At 39.4% G+C, this 17,057-nt stretch carries 13 protein-coding genes; all 13 read left to right on the top strand.

Annotated elements, in window-relative coordinates; translation table 11 throughout:
• Positions 1–68 precede the first annotated feature (68 nt).
• The 13 genes from AC6CHV_RS10310 to hutH all read left to right on the top strand — a co-directional run bounded on the left by AC6CHV_RS10310 (position 69) and on the right by hutH (position 16,865).
• On the top strand, positions 69–1,451 hold the full coding sequence (locus AC6CHV_RS10310; protein ID WP_121446977.1) for a glycoside-pentoside-hexuronide (GPH):cation symporter: 1,383 nt from the start codon (positions 69–71) through the stop codon (positions 1,449–1,451).
• Positions 1,452–1,513: 62 nt separating this feature from the next.
• Positions 1,514–2,359 carry a creatininase family protein gene (locus tag AC6CHV_RS10305; protein WP_498078832.1) on the top strand — a complete coding sequence of 282 codons (846 nt, stop codon included), beginning with the start codon at positions 1,514–1,516 and terminating at the stop codon, positions 2,357–2,359.
• 214 nt (positions 2,360–2,573) lie between these two features.
• Positions 2,574–3,071: an arsinothricin resistance N-acetyltransferase ArsN1 family A gene (locus AC6CHV_RS10300; protein ID WP_498078831.1), complete on the top strand. Its 498-nt coding sequence runs from the start codon at positions 2,574–2,576 to the stop codon at positions 3,069–3,071.
• 287 nt (positions 3,072–3,358) lie between these two features.
• Positions 3,359–3,655, top strand: a complete 297-nt coding sequence (locus tag AC6CHV_RS10295) for an ArsR/SmtB family transcription factor (RefSeq protein WP_180271344.1) — start codon at positions 3,359–3,361, stop codon at positions 3,653–3,655.
• A 53-nt stretch (positions 3,656–3,708) separates the two neighbouring features.
• Positions 3,709–5,007: an arsenic transporter gene (locus AC6CHV_RS10290; RefSeq protein ID WP_440273157.1), complete on the top strand. Its 1,299-nt coding sequence runs from the start codon at positions 3,709–3,711 to the stop codon at positions 5,005–5,007.
• 21 nt (positions 5,008–5,028) lie between these two features.
• Entirely contained in the window at positions 5,029–5,448 is a 420-nt protein-coding gene (arsC, locus tag AC6CHV_RS10285) for an arsenate reductase (thioredoxin) (protein ID WP_341330028.1), read from the top strand.
• Between the two features lie 353 nt (positions 5,449–5,801).
• On the top strand, positions 5,802–6,770 hold the full coding sequence (locus AC6CHV_RS10280) for a tRNA-dihydrouridine synthase (protein ID WP_498078918.1): 969 nt from the start codon (positions 5,802–5,804) through the stop codon (positions 6,768–6,770).
• 210 nt (positions 6,771–6,980) lie between these two features.
• On the top strand, positions 6,981–7,760 hold the full coding sequence (nadX, locus tag AC6CHV_RS10275) for an aspartate dehydrogenase (RefSeq protein ID WP_498078830.1): 780 nt from the start codon (positions 6,981–6,983) through the stop codon (positions 7,758–7,760).
• Between the two features lie 2,656 nt (positions 7,761–10,416).
• Positions 10,417–12,537, top strand: a complete 2,121-nt coding sequence (locus tag AC6CHV_RS10270; RefSeq protein ID WP_498078829.1) for an MMPL family transporter — start codon at positions 10,417–10,419, stop codon at positions 12,535–12,537.
• Positions 12,538–12,589: 52 nt separating this feature from the next.
• Positions 12,590–13,261, top strand: a complete 672-nt coding sequence (locus AC6CHV_RS10265) for a response regulator transcription factor (RefSeq protein WP_121446968.1) — start codon at positions 12,590–12,592, stop codon at positions 13,259–13,261.
• On the top strand, positions 13,258–14,655 hold the full coding sequence (locus AC6CHV_RS10260) for a sensor histidine kinase (protein ID WP_341330032.1): 1,398 nt from the start codon (positions 13,258–13,260) through the stop codon (positions 14,653–14,655). The genes AC6CHV_RS10265 and AC6CHV_RS10260 overlap by 4 nt, the downstream gene beginning before the upstream one ends.
• Positions 14,656–14,658: 3 nt before the next feature.
• Entirely contained in the window at positions 14,659–15,063 is a 405-nt protein-coding gene (locus tag AC6CHV_RS10255) for a hypothetical protein (RefSeq protein ID WP_341330033.1), read from the top strand.
• 281 nt (positions 15,064–15,344) lie between these two features.
• Complete coding sequence (gene hutH, locus AC6CHV_RS10250) at positions 15,345–16,865, top strand: histidine ammonia-lyase (protein WP_498078828.1); 1,521 nt, start codon at positions 15,345–15,347, stop codon at positions 16,863–16,865.
• The last annotated feature ends 192 nt before the right edge of the window (positions 16,866–17,057 follow it).

Raw genomic sequence — 17,057 nt, 5'->3', positions numbered from 1 at the left:
TATTGCAGCATTGAAATTAAATTTAAAAGTAATAAATCCATTATTTCATTTACATTGGGGGTTAAAACATGGAAAAGAAACAGGTTAGAAAATTTGGTTTCCGTGATCAATTTGGATATATGCTAGGGGATGTTGGTGGTGGCTTTGCAAACCTTTACATCGGCTCGTTTTTCCTTTTATTCACCACCTCAGTATTGGGAGTAAGTCCTTATTTTATGGGAACATTGTTTTTAGTTGCTCGAATATTTGATGCATTTACAGATGTTGTGATGGGAAGTATTCCTGATAGATGGAAATTAGGAAAAAGTGGTGATAAATTTTTACCTTATATCAATATATCAAAATGGTTACTTGCAGCATCCATTTTAATTTCATTTGCAGACGTCTCAAGTTGGTCATCAACGGCAATTCATGTATGGGTCGTATTTGTTTATCTATTCTATGGAATCGCATACACAGCTGATTCAATTCCTTATGGTTCATTAGCGGCTGTTATTACAGATGATCCAATTGAACGTACAAAATTATCTCGTGCTCGTTCTATTGGTGGAATGGTTGTTGGAATCGGGTTTTTATCGTTTGTCCCTATGTTTATCTATGATAAATCTGGGAATCTAGTGCCTGAAATGTTTTTCTATATTTCTATCGTATTCAGTATTCTTTCTGTTCTGGCTTATACAGGACTTGTTAAATTAACAACAGAGCGTATTCGTGATGACAGACCAGTTGGTACTAAAGCTGATTACAAATTTACTGATGCTTTAAAAGCTGCCTTAAAGAATCGACAGTTATTAGGGATGATGGTAGCAAGTGTTGGTTCATTAATTATGATTAATGGTGTTACACAATTAGCTGCAATTGTGTTCTCAGAATACTACAAAAATCCTGGTGCATTTGCGATTAACTCATTCTTACAAATGGGAGTTACACTGGTACTGTTTATTTTTGTCCCTACGTTAGTTAAGAAGTTTGGTAAGCGTAATATGGTCATTAGTACGGCAAGCTTTAGTTTAATAGCTTCTACACTCCTAACCATTTTTATTATTGAGAATGTTTACGTGTATATAGTAGCCTATAATATCGCAACAATCGCAAATATGGTTTTTGTTATGATCGTATGGGCACTTGTAACAGATTGTTTAGATTTTACAGAACTTCAAACTGGCAAACGATATGATGGAACACTTTACTCCATTTATTCATTCTCACGTAAAGTAGGAATGGGTGTTGGTTCTGCACTAGGTAGTTATGCTCTAGGTTGGGTCGGATTTGTTTCTGGACAAACTTCTCAAACTCAAGAAGTAGCAGAAGGTGTTTTACGTATGTATAACGGATTACCTATTTTGTCTTTTCTCTTAATGATTATCGGTATTGCGTTAATCTTTAACTTGAATAACACTAAAGCTCAAGAAATGTATAGAACATTAAAAGAAAGAAGAGCTCAAAACTGATAAAACCAATGACTTATCTATTAAATATATACATTAATAATTTTTAAGGGGGATGTTATTCGATGAGAACTCGGTTCCTATCTAAATGCACAAACGGGGAAGTTGAAGAATACCTGCAACAAAATGATCTGATTTTTGTACCTGTTGGTGTAACAGAAACGCACGGAGCACTACCGCTTGATACGGAAACGGTAATTGCGGAAGCACTTGCGTTAAAAATGGCAGAGGCGACAAATGGCCTCGTTCTTCACAACCTGCCCTATTTCTTCGCTGGTGGGACAGCGATGGCTCGCGGGACCGTTAATATAAGTGTTAAAGAGGGTATGAGATATTTAGAAGCAATAGCTAAATCACTTTTAAAACAGGGTTTTAGAAGACAGGTATATGTTACTTGTCATGGTCCTGCACACATAACATTAAGCGGAATGGTTCGTGATTTCTTTGAGGAAACAAAAGTACCAATCCTTTATATTGACATGATTAAAGCAACTGATAGTGTTGAAGATTTAAGTTTTTCGTTTATGGAGAAATTCAATGATATTAGCATTGGGGCATACAAAATACTAGGTAGATTAGAAGATGTTCCGATGAATGTTCCAGAGTCAAACTCAGTAACCTATGATGTACAGAGTATGTTAAAGGGCATGAGTAAAAACCCGGGAAATGCACTTGGTAAATATGCACTGCAATCAGGGGCAATTGGTTCATACTTTGATCAAGCGTCTGACCATCTACCAACACCACTCATTACATCTGAAGAACATCGTGAAGAATTAGCTCATTCAGGCGTTCTTGCAATTGAAGAGTTTATTGAAAAATTGGATTTGCCAACAATTGTTGACCTTTTACGAAAAACAGATGAGTATACACAAAACGACAGTCTACCAAAATACGGTGAATGGTTATAATTTAGATAAAAACGAGAATTCATTTTCTCGTTTTTTTGTTGGAGATTTATGAGTATTTTATATCCCATTAGCAGTTTTGTTTTATCTCTCTGGTTATTAAAGTCTAATTTAGTAACAAATGTAGTGAGGGATTGTACAAAATTACAGTTTCAAATTACAAGTATTTAAGTTATATTCTATAAGAAAAACCGAGCTGTTGGGGAGGAAACTTTTTATGAGAAATATCATTATCCGCATCGCTTCTATTAACGATATTGATGATATCCTTTCAATTTATAATGAGGGAATTGAGGATCGAATTGCAACTTTGGAAACTTCTACAAAAGATAAGGCTTTTATGCTTGCCTGGTTTCATCAACATACTGGACGTTTTAAGGTCATAATTGCCGAAGTTGAGGGAGAAATTGTTGGATGGGCAAGTCTTAATCAGTATAATAGTCGATCTGCATATGATGGGGTTGCTGATTTATCTGTCTATGTTAGAAGAGATGATCGTGGAAGAGGTATAGGAGGAAAATTACTTTCCACAATCGAGAAGTTGGCTAAGGAAAACGCATTTCACAAAATTGTCTTATTTACTTTTCCGTTTAATAAACTTGGTCAAGGACTTTATAAAAAAAGTGGATATAGAGAAGTAGGCATATTTAAAAATCAGGGGAAAATCGGTGATCAATTTATTGATGTAATGGCAATGGAGAAACTGTTAGTTTAGTAGGATGAGAAAGCAATTTATGTGTAATGACCAGTCTGAAATGTATGGATTGGTTATTTTTTATCATGCAATATGCAAGCATCTACTCAAAATCAAAGAGAAATTATTGGTCAAGTGTGAATCAAAGAATGTAAGGCATTTATACTAATTAGGAAAGATAGATTTGACGTGTTTAGTAATTGATTGATATGCATTTAAAATAAGAGTTGCGATTTTTATATAAGCAAAATATTATATAAGTAAAAGGTTATATAGGTGGATCTTTATGTAGGAAGGAGAAGACTGATTTGGAGAACATTGAATTAATGGCTAAACAGCTAAAAGCTGTGAGTGACCCCAACAGATTAAAGCTATTATCATGCCTTAAAAAAGGGGAAGTATGTGTTTGTGATTTTGTCGATGTTTTAAATATTTCTCAACCAGCGGTTAGTCAACAATTGAAAAAGTTGAAGGATGCTGGAATTGTTCTTGAAAGACCCTCTGGTACTTGGAAACATTATCGATTAAATGATGATTTACCTCCATATATTCAGTCTATTATCGATCAATTGCAAGAAATCGCAATTATTAAATGCGATTGTTAAGTATGCAACAGGAGTATTCTAATACATCTAAGTAAGTAGTAGGAGGTTATCTATTGATATCAGTAATTTTAGCTTCAGTTATTTTCTTAATTACACTAGTCTCGGTTATATGGCAACCTAAAGGTTTATCCATTGGTTGGTCTGCATGTGGTGGAGCTGTCTTAGCTCTAATCGTTGGAGTAGTGGATTTTAAAGATGTAATCGATGTTACATCCATTGTTTGGAACGCAACTCTAGCGTTTGTTGCTATTATTATCATTTCATTAATACTAGATGAAATCGGATTTTTTGAGTGGTCAGCCTTACACATGGCAAGAGCCGCGAAAGGAAATGGAGTTCGAATGTTTGTGTATGTATCTATTTTAGGTGCATTAGTAGCTGCATTCTTTGCTAACGACGGAGCAGCATTAATTTTAACTCCAATCGTATTAGCGATGGTTCGAAATCTAAACTTCAATGAAAAAATGGTATTCCCATTTATTATAGCTAGTGGATTTATTGCAGATACGACATCTCTGCCACTTGTCGTTAGTAACTTAGTAAATATTGTTTCAGCAGACTTTTTTGGAATTGGTTTTGCAGAGTTTGCATCAAGAATGATTGTTCCCAATCTCTTTTCGTTAGCAGCAAGTATTTTGGTCTTATATCTATTTTTCCGTAAGAGCATTCCAAAGAATTATGATATGACTCAATTGAAAAAGCCAGTAGAAGCGATTCGTGACCTGAAGATGTTCAGATTATCTTGGATTGTGTTAGGGATACTACTTATTGGATACTTTGCAAGTGAATTTACAGGAATTCCTGTATCAATTATCGCAAGTATCGTGGCAATCTTCTTCCTCTTCATGGCTAGGAGAAGTTCAGCCGTGAATACACGTACAGTAGTAAAAGGTGCTCCGTGGGCTATCGTGTTTTTCTCAATAGGAATGTATGTAGTTGTGTATGGGTTAAGAAATGTTGGGCTTACAGATATCCTAGCAAACCTAATTCAGTTTACAGCTGATCAAGGATTATTCGCGGCAACAATCGGAATGGGATTCATTGCAGCGATTCTGTCATCTGTTATGAATAACATGCCGACTGTCATGATAGATGCTCTAGCAATTGCAGATACAAATACAAGCGGTGTAATAAGAGAAGCTCTTATCTATGCGAATGTTATTGGTTCAGATTTAGGTCCAAAAATTACACCAATTGGTTCTCTTGCAACGCTATTATGGCTACATGTACTTTCACAAAAAGGTGTTAAGATTTCGTGGGGAACATACTTTAAGACTGGTATTATTTTAACCATTCCGACTTTGTTCATTACTCTAGTTGGATTATATATCTGGTTACTTATTATTCATTAAACAACAAAGGAGACTTCGTTTATGTCTAAAAAAACAATTTACTTTTTATGTACTGGTAACTCATGCAGAAGCCAAATGGCTGAAGGGTGGGGGAAAAAGTATCTAGGAGAAGAGTGGGACGTATTAAGTGCAGGAATTGAAGCGCATGGTTTGAATCCTAATGCAGTAAAAGCGATGAACGAAATTGGTATTGATATTTCCAATCAAACTTCAGATATAATTGACCCTGAAATCCTAAACCATGCTGATTTTGTCGTAACTTTATGTGGAGATGCTGCTGATAAGTGTCCAACGACACCACCACATGTTAGACGTGATCATTGGGGATTCGATGATCCTGCGAAAGCTCAAGGTATGGAAGAGGAGAAATGGGCAGTGTTCCAACGAGTGCGTGACCAAATTGGTGAAAGAATTCAACGATTTGCTGAAACAGGTGAATAAGAACCACTAGAGGAACTACCAAATTTCCGTTGGTATTTGAAAGATAGGAGGATATGAATGCATAATTAATGTTGTCTATTATCTAGGCAATCTATGCATTAATATCCCCAGTTTATTGATGTAAATAACCAATCAGTATCTTCGAACACCCCCTCCCAAACCTACCTTTTTTTACCCGATTTTCTTTACGCTTTAAATTTGATATAGTAAAGTTTATAATTTTTAAAGTTATTATAGTTTGATAAAAAGGATTTATGAATGCCATTGCTATAAATGAAGCATGAACATTCTGAGTGTTACTTTCGGATGAAAGTTTGACCTCGTGTTGATATAGAGAGGATTTGAGTTTGACTATGAAAGATAATTTTTGGCGTGATCTACCAAGGCCGTTTTTTATACTTGCACCAATGGAAGATGTGACGGATGTTGTTTTCCGCCATGTAGTAAGTAAAGCAGGCAGACCTGATGTGTTTTTTACAGAGTTTACTAACACGGATAGTTATTGTCATCCAGAGGGGCAGCAAAGTGTACGCGGGCGTTTGACGTTTACTGAAGATGAACAACCAATCGTGGCTCACATTTGGGGAGACACGCCCGAACACTTTCAAAAAATGAGTATGGGTATGGCTGAAGAAGGATTTCGGGGGATCGATATCAATATGGGGTGTCCAGTTGATAATGTCGTAGATAATGGAAAGGGATGCGGTCTCATCCGCCGTCCGGAAGTTGCAGCTGAAATCATTCAAGCAGCAAAAGCGGGAGGACTCCCTGTTAGTGTGAAGACAAGGCTTGGTTGCGCGGAAGTTGATGAATGGCGCGATTGGTTAACACATATTTTGAAACAGGACATTGTTAATTTATCCATTCATTTGCGTACAAGAGAGGAAATGAGCAAAGTCGATGCGCATTGGGAGTTGATTCCGGAAATCAAGAAACTTCGTGACGAGGTGGCTCCAGACACGCTTTTAACGATTAATGGAGATATTCCTGACCGTCAAACGGGCATGAAACTTGCTAATCAATATGGTGTAGATGGGGTTATGATTGGGCGCGGGATTTTTACAAACCCATTTGCCTTTGAAAAAGAGGCAAGAGAACATAGCAGTAAGGAATTGCTTGATCTTTTAAGATTGCATCTCGATCTTTTTGACAAGTATTCACATTTACAATCGCGTTCTTTGGGACAACTACGTCGCTTTTTTAAGATTTATGTCAAGGGATTTCGCGGGGCGAGTGAGTTAAGAAATCAATTGATGAGTACAAAATCAACAGATGAAGTACGTGCGCTGCTTGATAACTTTGTGTTAGAGAATGATCTATAATGTAATCAAAAAAGCTTGTAAAGACATTGAATCTTTACAAGCTTTATTTTTGTTAAAGGAAGCTTAGTAGCTTATCTTTTAATCGCTTTTTCCATTGAAGGTAAACAATAGAAAGGCATTATCGTGGAAAATGCACCATTTACTGCCTATGATAGAGTAAGAGGTTAATTGTCTTTCCTGGTAACTATTACAGACGAAAGGAGGCAAACTATGAATATCGGTGTAATTGGGGCGGGGGCAGTTGCTACCTTTTTATTGAAAGAAATCAATCAAAATCAACTTGATAATCTGCGTATTAAAAGCGTTTTGGTACGGGATACAGAAAAATATCGGTTGTTGGAGTCAAAATTTGGTGTGAAATTGTATACTGATCTCAACTCATTTCTTGATTCAGAAATCGATATTGTTGTGGAGGCAGCGAATATACAGGCAGTAAAGTCCTTGTTACCGTCAGTTATCAAGAAAAAGGATGTAGTTGTAATCAGTGTTGGTGCACTTGCAGATGAAACACTGTTGAATGAAATTAGTAATCCTGTAAAACAGCATAAGTATTCCGTTCATCTGCCGTCTGGTGCAATTGGCGGATTGGACTTATTGCAAAATGCACACGCACTAGGGAAAGTGAGTAGCGTTTCGTTGACAACTCGAAAACCTGCCATCTCGCTCATTGATGAAGACATCCAAGAAGCGAAGGTTGTTTTTGAAGGAAAAGCGATTGATGCAATTAAGCAATTTCCGAAAAACATGAATATCTCTATTTTACTTTCACTAGCTGGGATTGGGATAGAAAAGACAAGAGTATGCCTTGTGGCTGATCCGCATATCCAAAAGAACATACATCAAGTGGACATAACAGGCGAGTTTGGCGAAGCAACATTCTCTATAACGAATCATCCACTCCCGGAAAATCCAAAGACGAGCTATTTAGCGGCTATGAGTATTCTGGGGACCCTAAAAAGAATGAATGGGAAACTAAGAATTGGTGGTTAAGTTAGAGTTTAAAAATATCCTATTTTTGATGGAGCGTGCCTTTAAGGTTCGCTCTTTTTTTACTATTTTTGATACAAAAAGAAGGGTATATTTTGAAAATGCAATAGACAACCCCTGCTGCTATTGCCTTCGCTTCATCGGCGTTTAAAGAGGAAAAGGGTTGATGAAAAGTTGCTGAATCCCCTTCATCGAGCGTATGAAGAGGAAAAGTGCCGAAGAAAGTTGCTGAATCCCCTTCATCGAGCGTATGAAGAGGAAAAGAGCCGAAGAAAAGTTGCTGAATCCCCTTCAACGAGCGAATGAAGAGGAAAAGAGCCGAAGAAAAGTTGCTGAATCCCCTTCATCGAGCGTATGAAGAGGAAAAGAGCCGAAGAAAAGTTGCTGAATCCCCTTCATCGAGCGTATGAAGAGGAAAAGAGCCGAAGAAAAGTTGCTGAATCCCCTTCATTGAGCGTATGAAGAGGAAAAGAGCCGAAGAAAAGTTGCTGAATCCCCTTCATCGAGCGTATGAAGAGGAAAAGAGCCGATGAAGAGTTGCTGAATCCCCTTCATTGAGCTTATGAAGAAGAAAAGAGCAAATGAAAAGTTGCTGAATCCCCTTCATCGAGCTTATGAAGAGGAAAAGAGCCGAAGAAAAGTAGCTGAATCCCCTTCATCGAGCGAATGAAGAGGAAAAGAGCCGAAGAAAAGTTGCCGAATCCTCTTCATCGGCCGTATGAAGGGGAAAAGAGCCGAAGAAAAGTTGCTGAATCCCCTTCATCGAGCGTATGAAGAGGAAAAGAGCCGAAGAAAAGTTGCTGAATCCCCTTCATTGAGCGAATGAAGAGGAAAAGAGCCGAAGAAAAGTTGCTGAATCCCCTTCAACGAGCGAATGAAGAGGAAAAGAGCTGAAGAAAAGTTGCTGAATCCCCTTCATCGAGCTTATGAAGAGGAAAAGAGCCGAAGAAAAGTAGCTGAATCCCCTTCAACGACTGTCCGAAGTTACTTCAACTTCGGACACGCCGCGCGGATAGTACCTCTCCGAGTCCGAAGATGGTTAAACTTCGGACAAGCCCACGCGGAAAGTGCCGCCCCGAGTCTGAAGATAGGTAAACTTCGGACACGCCCGCGCGTAAAGTGCCACCCCGAGTCCGAAGATGGGTAAACTTCGGACACGCCGGCGTTGATTTTACCTTCGCTTGTCCGAAGATAGCTAAACTTCAGACACGCCCGCGCGGATAGTACCACCCCGAGTCCGAAGATGGGTAAACTTCGGACGCGCCCACGCGTAAAGTGCCACCCCGAGTCCGAAGCTGGGTAAACTTCGGACACGCCGGCGTTTTACCTTCGCGTGTCTGAAGCTGGGTAAACTTCGGACACGCCCGCGCAGATAGTACCTCCCCGAGTCTGAAGACGGGTAAACTTCGGACACGCCCTCGAAGATAGTGCCACCCCGAGTCCGAAGATGGGTAAACTTCGGACACCCCGGCGTTGATTTTACCTTCGCTTGTCCGAAGATAGCTAAACTTCAGAAACGCCCACGCGGAAAGTGCCACCCCGAGTCTGAAGACGAGTAACCTTCGGACACGCCCTCGTTGAAAGTGCCTTCGCGTGTCTGAAGATGGGTAAACTTCGGACACGCCCACGCGGAAAGTGCCACCCCGAGTCCGAAGATGGGTAAACTTCGGACACGCCCGCGCGGATAGTACCTCTCCGAGTCCGAAGATGGGTAAACTTCGGACGCGCCCACGCGTAAAGCGCCACCCCGAGTCCGAAGATGGGTAACCTTCGGACACGCCCGCGCGGATAGTACCTCTCCGAGTCCGAAGCTGGGTAAACTTCGGACGCGCCCACGCGTAAAGTGCCACCCCGAGTCCGAAGATGGGTAAACTTCGGACACGCCCGCGCGGATAGTACCACCCCGAGTCCGAAGCTGGGTAAACTTCGGACACGCCCGCGCGGATAGTACCACCCCGAGTCCGAAGATGGGAAAACTTCGGACACCCCGGCGTTGATTTTACCTTCGCTTGTCCGAAGATAGCTAAACTTCAGACACGCCCGCGCGTAAAGTGCCACCCCGAGTCCGAAGACGGGTAACCTTCGGACACGCCGGCGTTGATTTTACCTTCGCTTGTCCGAAGATAGCTAAACTTCAGACACGCCCGCGCGGATAGTACCACCCCGAGTCCGAAGATAGCTAAACTTCAGACACGCCCGCGCGGAAAGTGCCACCCCGAGTCCGAAGACGGGTAAACTTCGGACAAGCCCACGCGTAAAGTGCCACCCCGAGTCCGAAGCTGGGTAAACTTCGGACACACCCGCGCGGGAAGTGCCGCCCCGAGTCCGAAGAAAGCTCAACTTCGGACACGCCCGCACTGATTGTGCTAACCCTTGTCCGAAGACAGATCAACTTCCGACATCCCTGCACTGATTGTACCTCCCCGAGTCCGAAGATAGCTCACCTTCAGACACGCCCACGCTGAAAGTACTACCCCAATCCGAAGATCACCAACCTCCATACACCCATGCCCAGATTTGCCATCATATTGTCCGAAGATACATACTCCCTCACGCCGGCACCACCCAGTTTCTCGACAAATGTAAACAAAAGTTGATATTAAATTTATGTTCGATTAGTAAGATCATATTCGAAAGGTATTAAAGGAGGTTTTACATTTTGAGGAAATTGTTATATCCAATTACAGATTGGGTTTCAAGTAAACGTGGGATGTGGATTACGATTATAGCTTGGCTCGTCTTGATGGTCGGATTAAGTGCGGGACCAAGGCTTGCCGATTATAAAGTAAGTAATTTTCAATCGCTTCCTGATGAAGCACAATCGATCATAGCTGAGAAAAAGACAGAAGAGCTATTCCCAAATGAGCAAGGGACACCGGGAATCCTTGTATTCCATAATGAAAATGGGGACATTAATACCGATGAGGTCACACAAATACTAAATGGAATCGCAGCAGAAGATATTAAAGGAATTGAGACAATCCTTGATATAAACGCGCTTCCACCTCAAGCATTATCGGGCTTTATCTCTGAAGATGGTACAACCATGATTGTGCCGATGGAATTAGAACAGGGCCTTGGCAATAGTGAATTTGCCGAAATAAATGACAAGGCTTCTGAGATAGGCAATAAGCTGGCAGAGCAGTTTGATAATATGTCCTTTTATATCACTGGTCCAGCTGGGATAGCTGGGGACACACTCAAGTTATTTGAACAAGCGGATGTGGTGTTATTACTTGCAACGATAGGTATTATTTTAATATTACTTATTGCCATTTACCGTTCGCCATTACTTGCATTTATACCTCTTCTAGCAACAGCGATTGTTTATCAGGTTGTGAATCAAAGTGTTGCATTACTAGGAGCGGGTGGGTTAGAAATTAATAACTCCACAACCTCAATTATGAGTATTTTACTTTTTGCTGCAGTGATTGACTATTCACTATTTGTATTCTCACGTTACCGCGAGGAACTAAACAAAGTAGAAAGTAAATATGAAGCTATGAAACTAGCAATGCGTGCAACTGGGGAACCTGTATTTTTTGCTGGAGGAACAGTATTAGCAGCTATGCTAATCTTATTCTTTGCCGATTTCCGTGACTATCAAAACTTTGCTCCTATATTTGGGCTTGCAATGTTCTTTATTATGTTAGCATCGATCACATTGGTTCCAGCTTTATTTACACTTTTCGGTCGTAAAGCGTTTTGGCCAAAAGTTCCAAAGTATGGCCAAGAAAAAGAAATAAAACATGGAATTTGGGGACCAATTGCTAAGTTTGTGGTGAATAAACCAGGTTTATCTGGAGGCATTGTTGGTGTTTTCCTTCTCATTACTGCATTAAATATATTTAATCTTGATTTTGAATTTGATACTGTCAAAAAGTTCCCTGAGGATTTACCTTCTCGAGTAGGTTATGAAGTTGTAGAGACAAGATATGATAAAGGGGAACTAGCACCTACAACATTGTTAGTTGAAAGTGATAAAGCAATAGCCCCAGAGCAAGTAACAACTTTTACAGAAAAACTACAAGAATACGAAGAAATTGCAACTGTTCGAATGACTGCACAATCTGAAGACTCTAAGGCATTAAAATTAAGTGTTGTCTTAGCAACGAATCCATATTCTACAGAATCTATGACAATCATTAAAGATTTGCGTGAAGATACACCAAATCTATTGAAGGACCTTTCCATACCAGGAGATGCATACTATAGTGGAGTGACTGCAAAGCTAGTAGATGAACTGGATGTGAATACGAGAGATATCTTTACAATTGCGATACTTGAAACATTACTAATACTCATACTCTTATTTGCCCTAACTCGTTCAATGAAAATGCCAATTTATATGATGGCAACCATTTTACTGTCCTATGTATCTGCTTTGGGGCTTGGTATTTTCCTTGTCGATATCTTGTTTGGATATGATGCATTAAGCACTCGGGTTCCGGTATATGCTTTTATCTTCCTTGTGGCATTAGGTATCGATTATAACATTATCCTTGCCTCACGTTTTATAGAGGAAAGGAAAACTCATCGCGTTAAAGATGCTCTTGAAGTTGCGATTCGTAATACGGGTGGAGTAATCTCATCTGCTGGTATCATTCTAGCTGCAACCTTTGCAGCGCTAACAACGATGCCAATTGCCGATCTATTCGTATTTGGATTCATCGTTTCGATTGGAATCTTGATTGATACTTTCCTAGTACGTGGAATGCTATTACCAGCTTTGGTATTGTTATTTGAAAAAGACAAGCAAGCATCGCATAATAGACAGTAAAATAAAATACAAAGGGCTTCCTTCGTATTTTACTTTTTAGGAGGTTCGCATTATGAAGATTCTTGTTGTAGATGATGATGTCTATATTCAACAGCTAGTATCGATCCATTTGAGCCGAGAAGGCTATCAAGTATATCGAGCTAATCATGCCGAAGAAGCATTAGATTTGTTAGAGGAGAAAACAGTTGATTTGGCGATTGTCGATGTGATGATGCCTGGAATGGATGGATTTGAATTGACCAAGATTTTGGCGAACGACTATGATATCCCTGTCATATTGCTTACGGCTAAAGGTCAAATCGATGATAAAGAACAAGGCTTCTTATCTGGTTCTGAAGACTATATTGTTAAGCCTTTTGAGGTGAAGGAACTTCTATTCCGTGTTGCCGTTGTGTTAAGGCGTGTCGAACGTGCCATGGAAACTGTAATAAAAGTAGGAAATCTCATGATAGATCGAAAAAATTTCGAATTAAATATAAATCATGAGACAGTCCTTCCGCCTTTAAAGGAATTTGAAGTATTAAGCTTATTAGCATCACGGGCAAATAAGGTTACGCCTAGATCCATTCTGGTGGAACAAGTATGGGGTGTTGATTATGAAGGTGGAGAACAAACTCTAAATACTCATATAAATCGTATCCGGGAGCGTTTAAAAAAATACGATGCATCAGTGGAAATTCAAACGGTTCGCGGAATTGGCTATAAGCTAGAGGAAACGAAATGAAGACTTTATATCGGAAATTCATTGTGGCTACGCTATTGATTTTAATGATAAGTGTCATTGTAGGTATGATCATCGCAAATTTTATTTACATGACATCGACAAAACAGAAGATTGATCAGCAGAATGTAGAGATTGCACAAAGAATTACATTAACCCTTGAGAGTATGCATTCGGATAGCTCCTCCTTCGAGCCATTCTTGGAATCGATTGGAAACCTGGGGTATCAGATATATGTGGTAAACGAATCAGGTAAAGAAGCTTATTTTGGTAAGCCTTTTACAAAAACGGATCTTCCACAAGAAGCCAAGAAGGTTCTTTCTAAGAAGGAAGTTTACCATGGTATGAATGCATTTTCCCATAAGTTTTTAATGATGGGACACTTCTCAAATACTGTAGAGAATACGGTAGGTGTTCCATTCACAATGAATGGGAAACAATACGGTTTATTTATCCGTCCTAACAATAAATTACTTTTTTCAGATATTCATATGATATTAGCGTGGTTTTTTGTAGCGGTAACGATTGTTAGTATTAGTGGGGTAATTCTGTTTGCAAAGCATCTGATCCAGCCGATTACTAAGTTAACGGAAGCGACCAAAGAGATTACACGGGAGAATTTTAATTATCCACTACCGATTGATCGTAATGATGAGATTGGACAATTAGTAGAAAGCTTTAATACGATGCAGAGGCAGTTACAGCATAATGATGAAGCGAGGAAATCCTTTATCAATAATGTGTCACATGACTTTCAGTCCCCACTTATGAATATTCAGGGATATGCAGAGCTTTTACTGTCACAAAACGTAAATGAACGAGATTCTAAAGAATACTTACAGATTATTGATCACGAATCAAAGCGGCTTTCAAATCTAACAAAACAACTCTTGTTGTTAACATCTCTTGATCAAAAAGCATACCCGATGAAGATTACAGAGGTCCAATTGGATGAACAAATTAAACAAACCATCCGTAGGTATCAGTGGCGACTACAAGAAAAGGAAATTGAAGTCTCGTACAAATTGCCTTTTATTCGGACAAAAGTTGATGCAGAACTTATGAGCAATGTTTGGGACAACTTACTAACAAATGCGATTAAGTATAATACACAAGGAGGAAATATCTGGATTAACTTATCAAGAAGCGAATTTTTCATTAAGGTCATTGTGAAAGATACAGGAATTGGTATGTCGAAGGACGCCGTCTCTCAAATTTTTGAACGTTTTTACCGAGTAGATTCATCTAGAAAAAGGGACGGCACAGGACTTGGTTTATCAATCGTTAAACAAATAATTGACCTGCATGGAGGAGAAATCAAGGTTGACAGTAAGGTTGCCGAGGGAACAACCTTCACAATTATACTTCCTAACATGATTGGGGAAATGGAGGAATAAATAATGGAACAAACTTGGAGTATACGGCTCATTCGATTTTCAGCGATATTCGGTATAATCGGTACTTTTCTAGGCTCTCATATGTCTGGAAATATGGATTATTCGTTGAGACCTATTCATGCTCATATTCTATTAGTAGGCTGGCTATCAGTGTTTGCTTGGGGAATTTTTTATAAGGTATATACGATTAAATACAAAAAACTTGTGTCAATTCACAGTATCCTAGGAATGTTAGGTGCCCTAGGGTTAACGGTAGGTATGTGGATGTACAATATTAATCCATTTAATCTTAATGAGACCTTTGTAATGGTGTTCTTTATTGTGGGGGGAACCTTCCTTTTACTTGCTTTTTTACTATTTGTGCCAATCACTTTTCTTATTGATAAACAGGAAAATAAAAATTTCTAATATTAATCAAAATTTTTTATCAATTCTTAAAAATGCTGGTTGACGCTGGAAATAAAAGTGCATATACTGAAATTAGTTATTAGAATCTAGAGCTTTATAGATACTTAAACAAGTGAATTGTTATTTTGTATAGTTAAAATCAATCACATATCATTCGCCCATAGTATTTTAGTTAATAGGGGGCTATATGATGAAGTCATTTTTTTAGTGGCTTTCATCATGTAGCTCCCTTTTTTATTGGCTCTTTACCGGACTAAAGCGAATTGAGGGGAGACAAACAGATGGTTACATTAACTGGTCAAACACTAACTTTTAAAGAGGTACAAAGAGTTTTATATGAAGGTGAAAAAGTTAATTATTCTGAAGAAAGTATGAGAAAAGTCCAAGAAAGTCGAAAAGCAGTTGAAAAAATTGTGGCTGAGGAACGAATTATTTATGGCATTACAACAGGGTTTGGGAAGTTTAGTGATGTGTTTATCGATAAAGACGATGTAGAGGCGTTGCAACTAAATTTAATTCGTTCTCATGCTTGTGGAATTGGCGAACCCTTTCCGGAGGTTGTATCACGTGCGATGCTCCTTCTTCGAGCAAACGCATTGCTGAAAGGGTTTTCAGGTGTACGTCCAGTCGTGATTGATAGATTGCTTGATTTACTGAATACTGGCATTCATCCGGTCATTCCACAACAAGGATCGCTTGGTGCGAGCGGGGACTTAGCACCACTCTCACATTTGGCTCTTGTTTTAATCGGGGAGGGTGAGGTCTTTTATAAAGGAGAGAAAACATCTGCGATTCAGGCGTTAACAAAGGAATCTATTTTTCCGATCACATTAACAGCCAAAGAAGGGTTAGCGCTTATCAATGGAACACAGGCAATGACAGCGATGGGGGCAGTTGCATATCTGGAAGCAGAAAAGTTAGCCTATCAAACAGAATTGATTGCCTCTCTAACTATTGAAGCGTTGCGCGGAATTATTGATGCATTTGATGAAGATATTCATCTTGCACGTGGTTATCAAGAACAAATAGATGTAGCTGAACGTATTCGTGCTCATCTTTCCGATAGCTCTTTAACAACAAGACAAGGTGAAATCCGCGTTCAAGATGCCTATTCAATCCGTTGTATCCCACAAGTGCACGGAGCAACATGGCAAACATTAAACTATGTTAGAGAAAAATTAGAAATAGAAATGAATGCTGCTACTGATAATCCATTAATCTTTGATAATGGTGAAAAGGTATTATCAGGGGGGAACTTCCACGGACAACCGATAGCTTTTGCCATGGATTTCTTGGCGATTGCAGTGGCGGAACTAGCTAATATTTCAGAGCGCCGCATTGAGCGTTTAGTTAATCCGCAACTGAATGACCTACCGCCATTTTTAAGTCCTGAACCTGGTTTACAATCAGGTGCAATGATCATGCAGTATGTCGCAGCATCACTTGTATCCGAAAATAAAACTTTGGCTCATCCAGCTAGTGTAGATTCGATTCCTTCATCAGCAAACCAAGAGGATCACGTGAGCATGGGGACAATTGGATCAAGACACGTATATCAAGTCATCACAAATACGCGACGTGTATTAGCAATCGAGGCTATTTGTAGTATGCAGGCAGCTGAAATTCGGGGAAAAGAAAAATTGGCATCCGCAACAAGTTCATTTTTAGAAAATGGTAGAAAAGTCGTGCCGTATATTTCCGAAGACCGCGTGTTCTCTAAGGATATAGAAGCAATGAATCACTGGTTAAAGACAGGAACTTTTAATTTTAATCAGCAGAAGTCCCCTACTTCTACTGAATAAAGTTAAAGCATCCGGCGGATGCCTCCAATTTTCAGCGGAAATTTTTCGAGCATAGGATCAAAGACTAAAAACGCCACGTCCTGTGGCAACGTCTTTGTGACCCACATCGTGTGGGCCTAAAAAAATAGGGCGTAAATACGCCAAGGCGCATTTGATATTTAATCAAAAAGCAACAAAAAACTCCATTAATTA

This window comes from Ferdinandcohnia sp. GQ5 (genome assembly GCF_059759275.1).
The sequence above is the reverse complement of the archived record's forward strand: the minus strand, read 5'-3'. Positions and strand labels throughout refer to the sequence as shown.

Bases quoted from the DNA above. Each gene is read 5' to 3' on its own strand.
- AC6CHV_RS10310 (WP_121446977.1), top strand. From the start codon at position 69: ATGGAAAAGAAACAGGTTAGAAAATTTGGTTTCCGTGATCAATTTGGA.
- AC6CHV_RS10305 (WP_498078832.1), top strand. From the start codon at position 1,514: ATGAGAACTCGGTTCCTATCTAAATGCACAAACGGGGAAGTTGAAGAA.
- AC6CHV_RS10300 (WP_498078831.1), top strand. From the start codon at position 2,574: ATGAGAAATATCATTATCCGCATCGCTTCTATTAACGATATTGATGAT.
- arsC (WP_341330028.1), top strand. From the start codon at position 5,029: ATGTCTAAAAAAACAATTTACTTTTTATGTACTGGTAACTCATGCAGA.
- AC6CHV_RS10280 (WP_498078918.1), top strand. From the start codon at position 5,802: ATGAAAGATAATTTTTGGCGTGATCTACCAAGGCCGTTTTTTATACTT.
- nadX (WP_498078830.1), top strand. From the start codon at position 6,981: ATGAATATCGGTGTAATTGGGGCGGGGGCAGTTGCTACCTTTTTATTG.
- AC6CHV_RS10265 (WP_121446968.1), top strand. From the start codon at position 12,590: ATGAAGATTCTTGTTGTAGATGATGATGTCTATATTCAACAGCTAGTA.
- AC6CHV_RS10260 (WP_341330032.1), top strand. From the start codon at position 13,258: ATGAAGACTTTATATCGGAAATTCATTGTGGCTACGCTATTGATTTTA.
- AC6CHV_RS10255 (WP_341330033.1), top strand. From the start codon at position 14,659: ATGGAACAAACTTGGAGTATACGGCTCATTCGATTTTCAGCGATATTC.
- hutH (WP_498078828.1), top strand. From the start codon at position 15,345: ATGGTTACATTAACTGGTCAAACACTAACTTTTAAAGAGGTACAAAGA.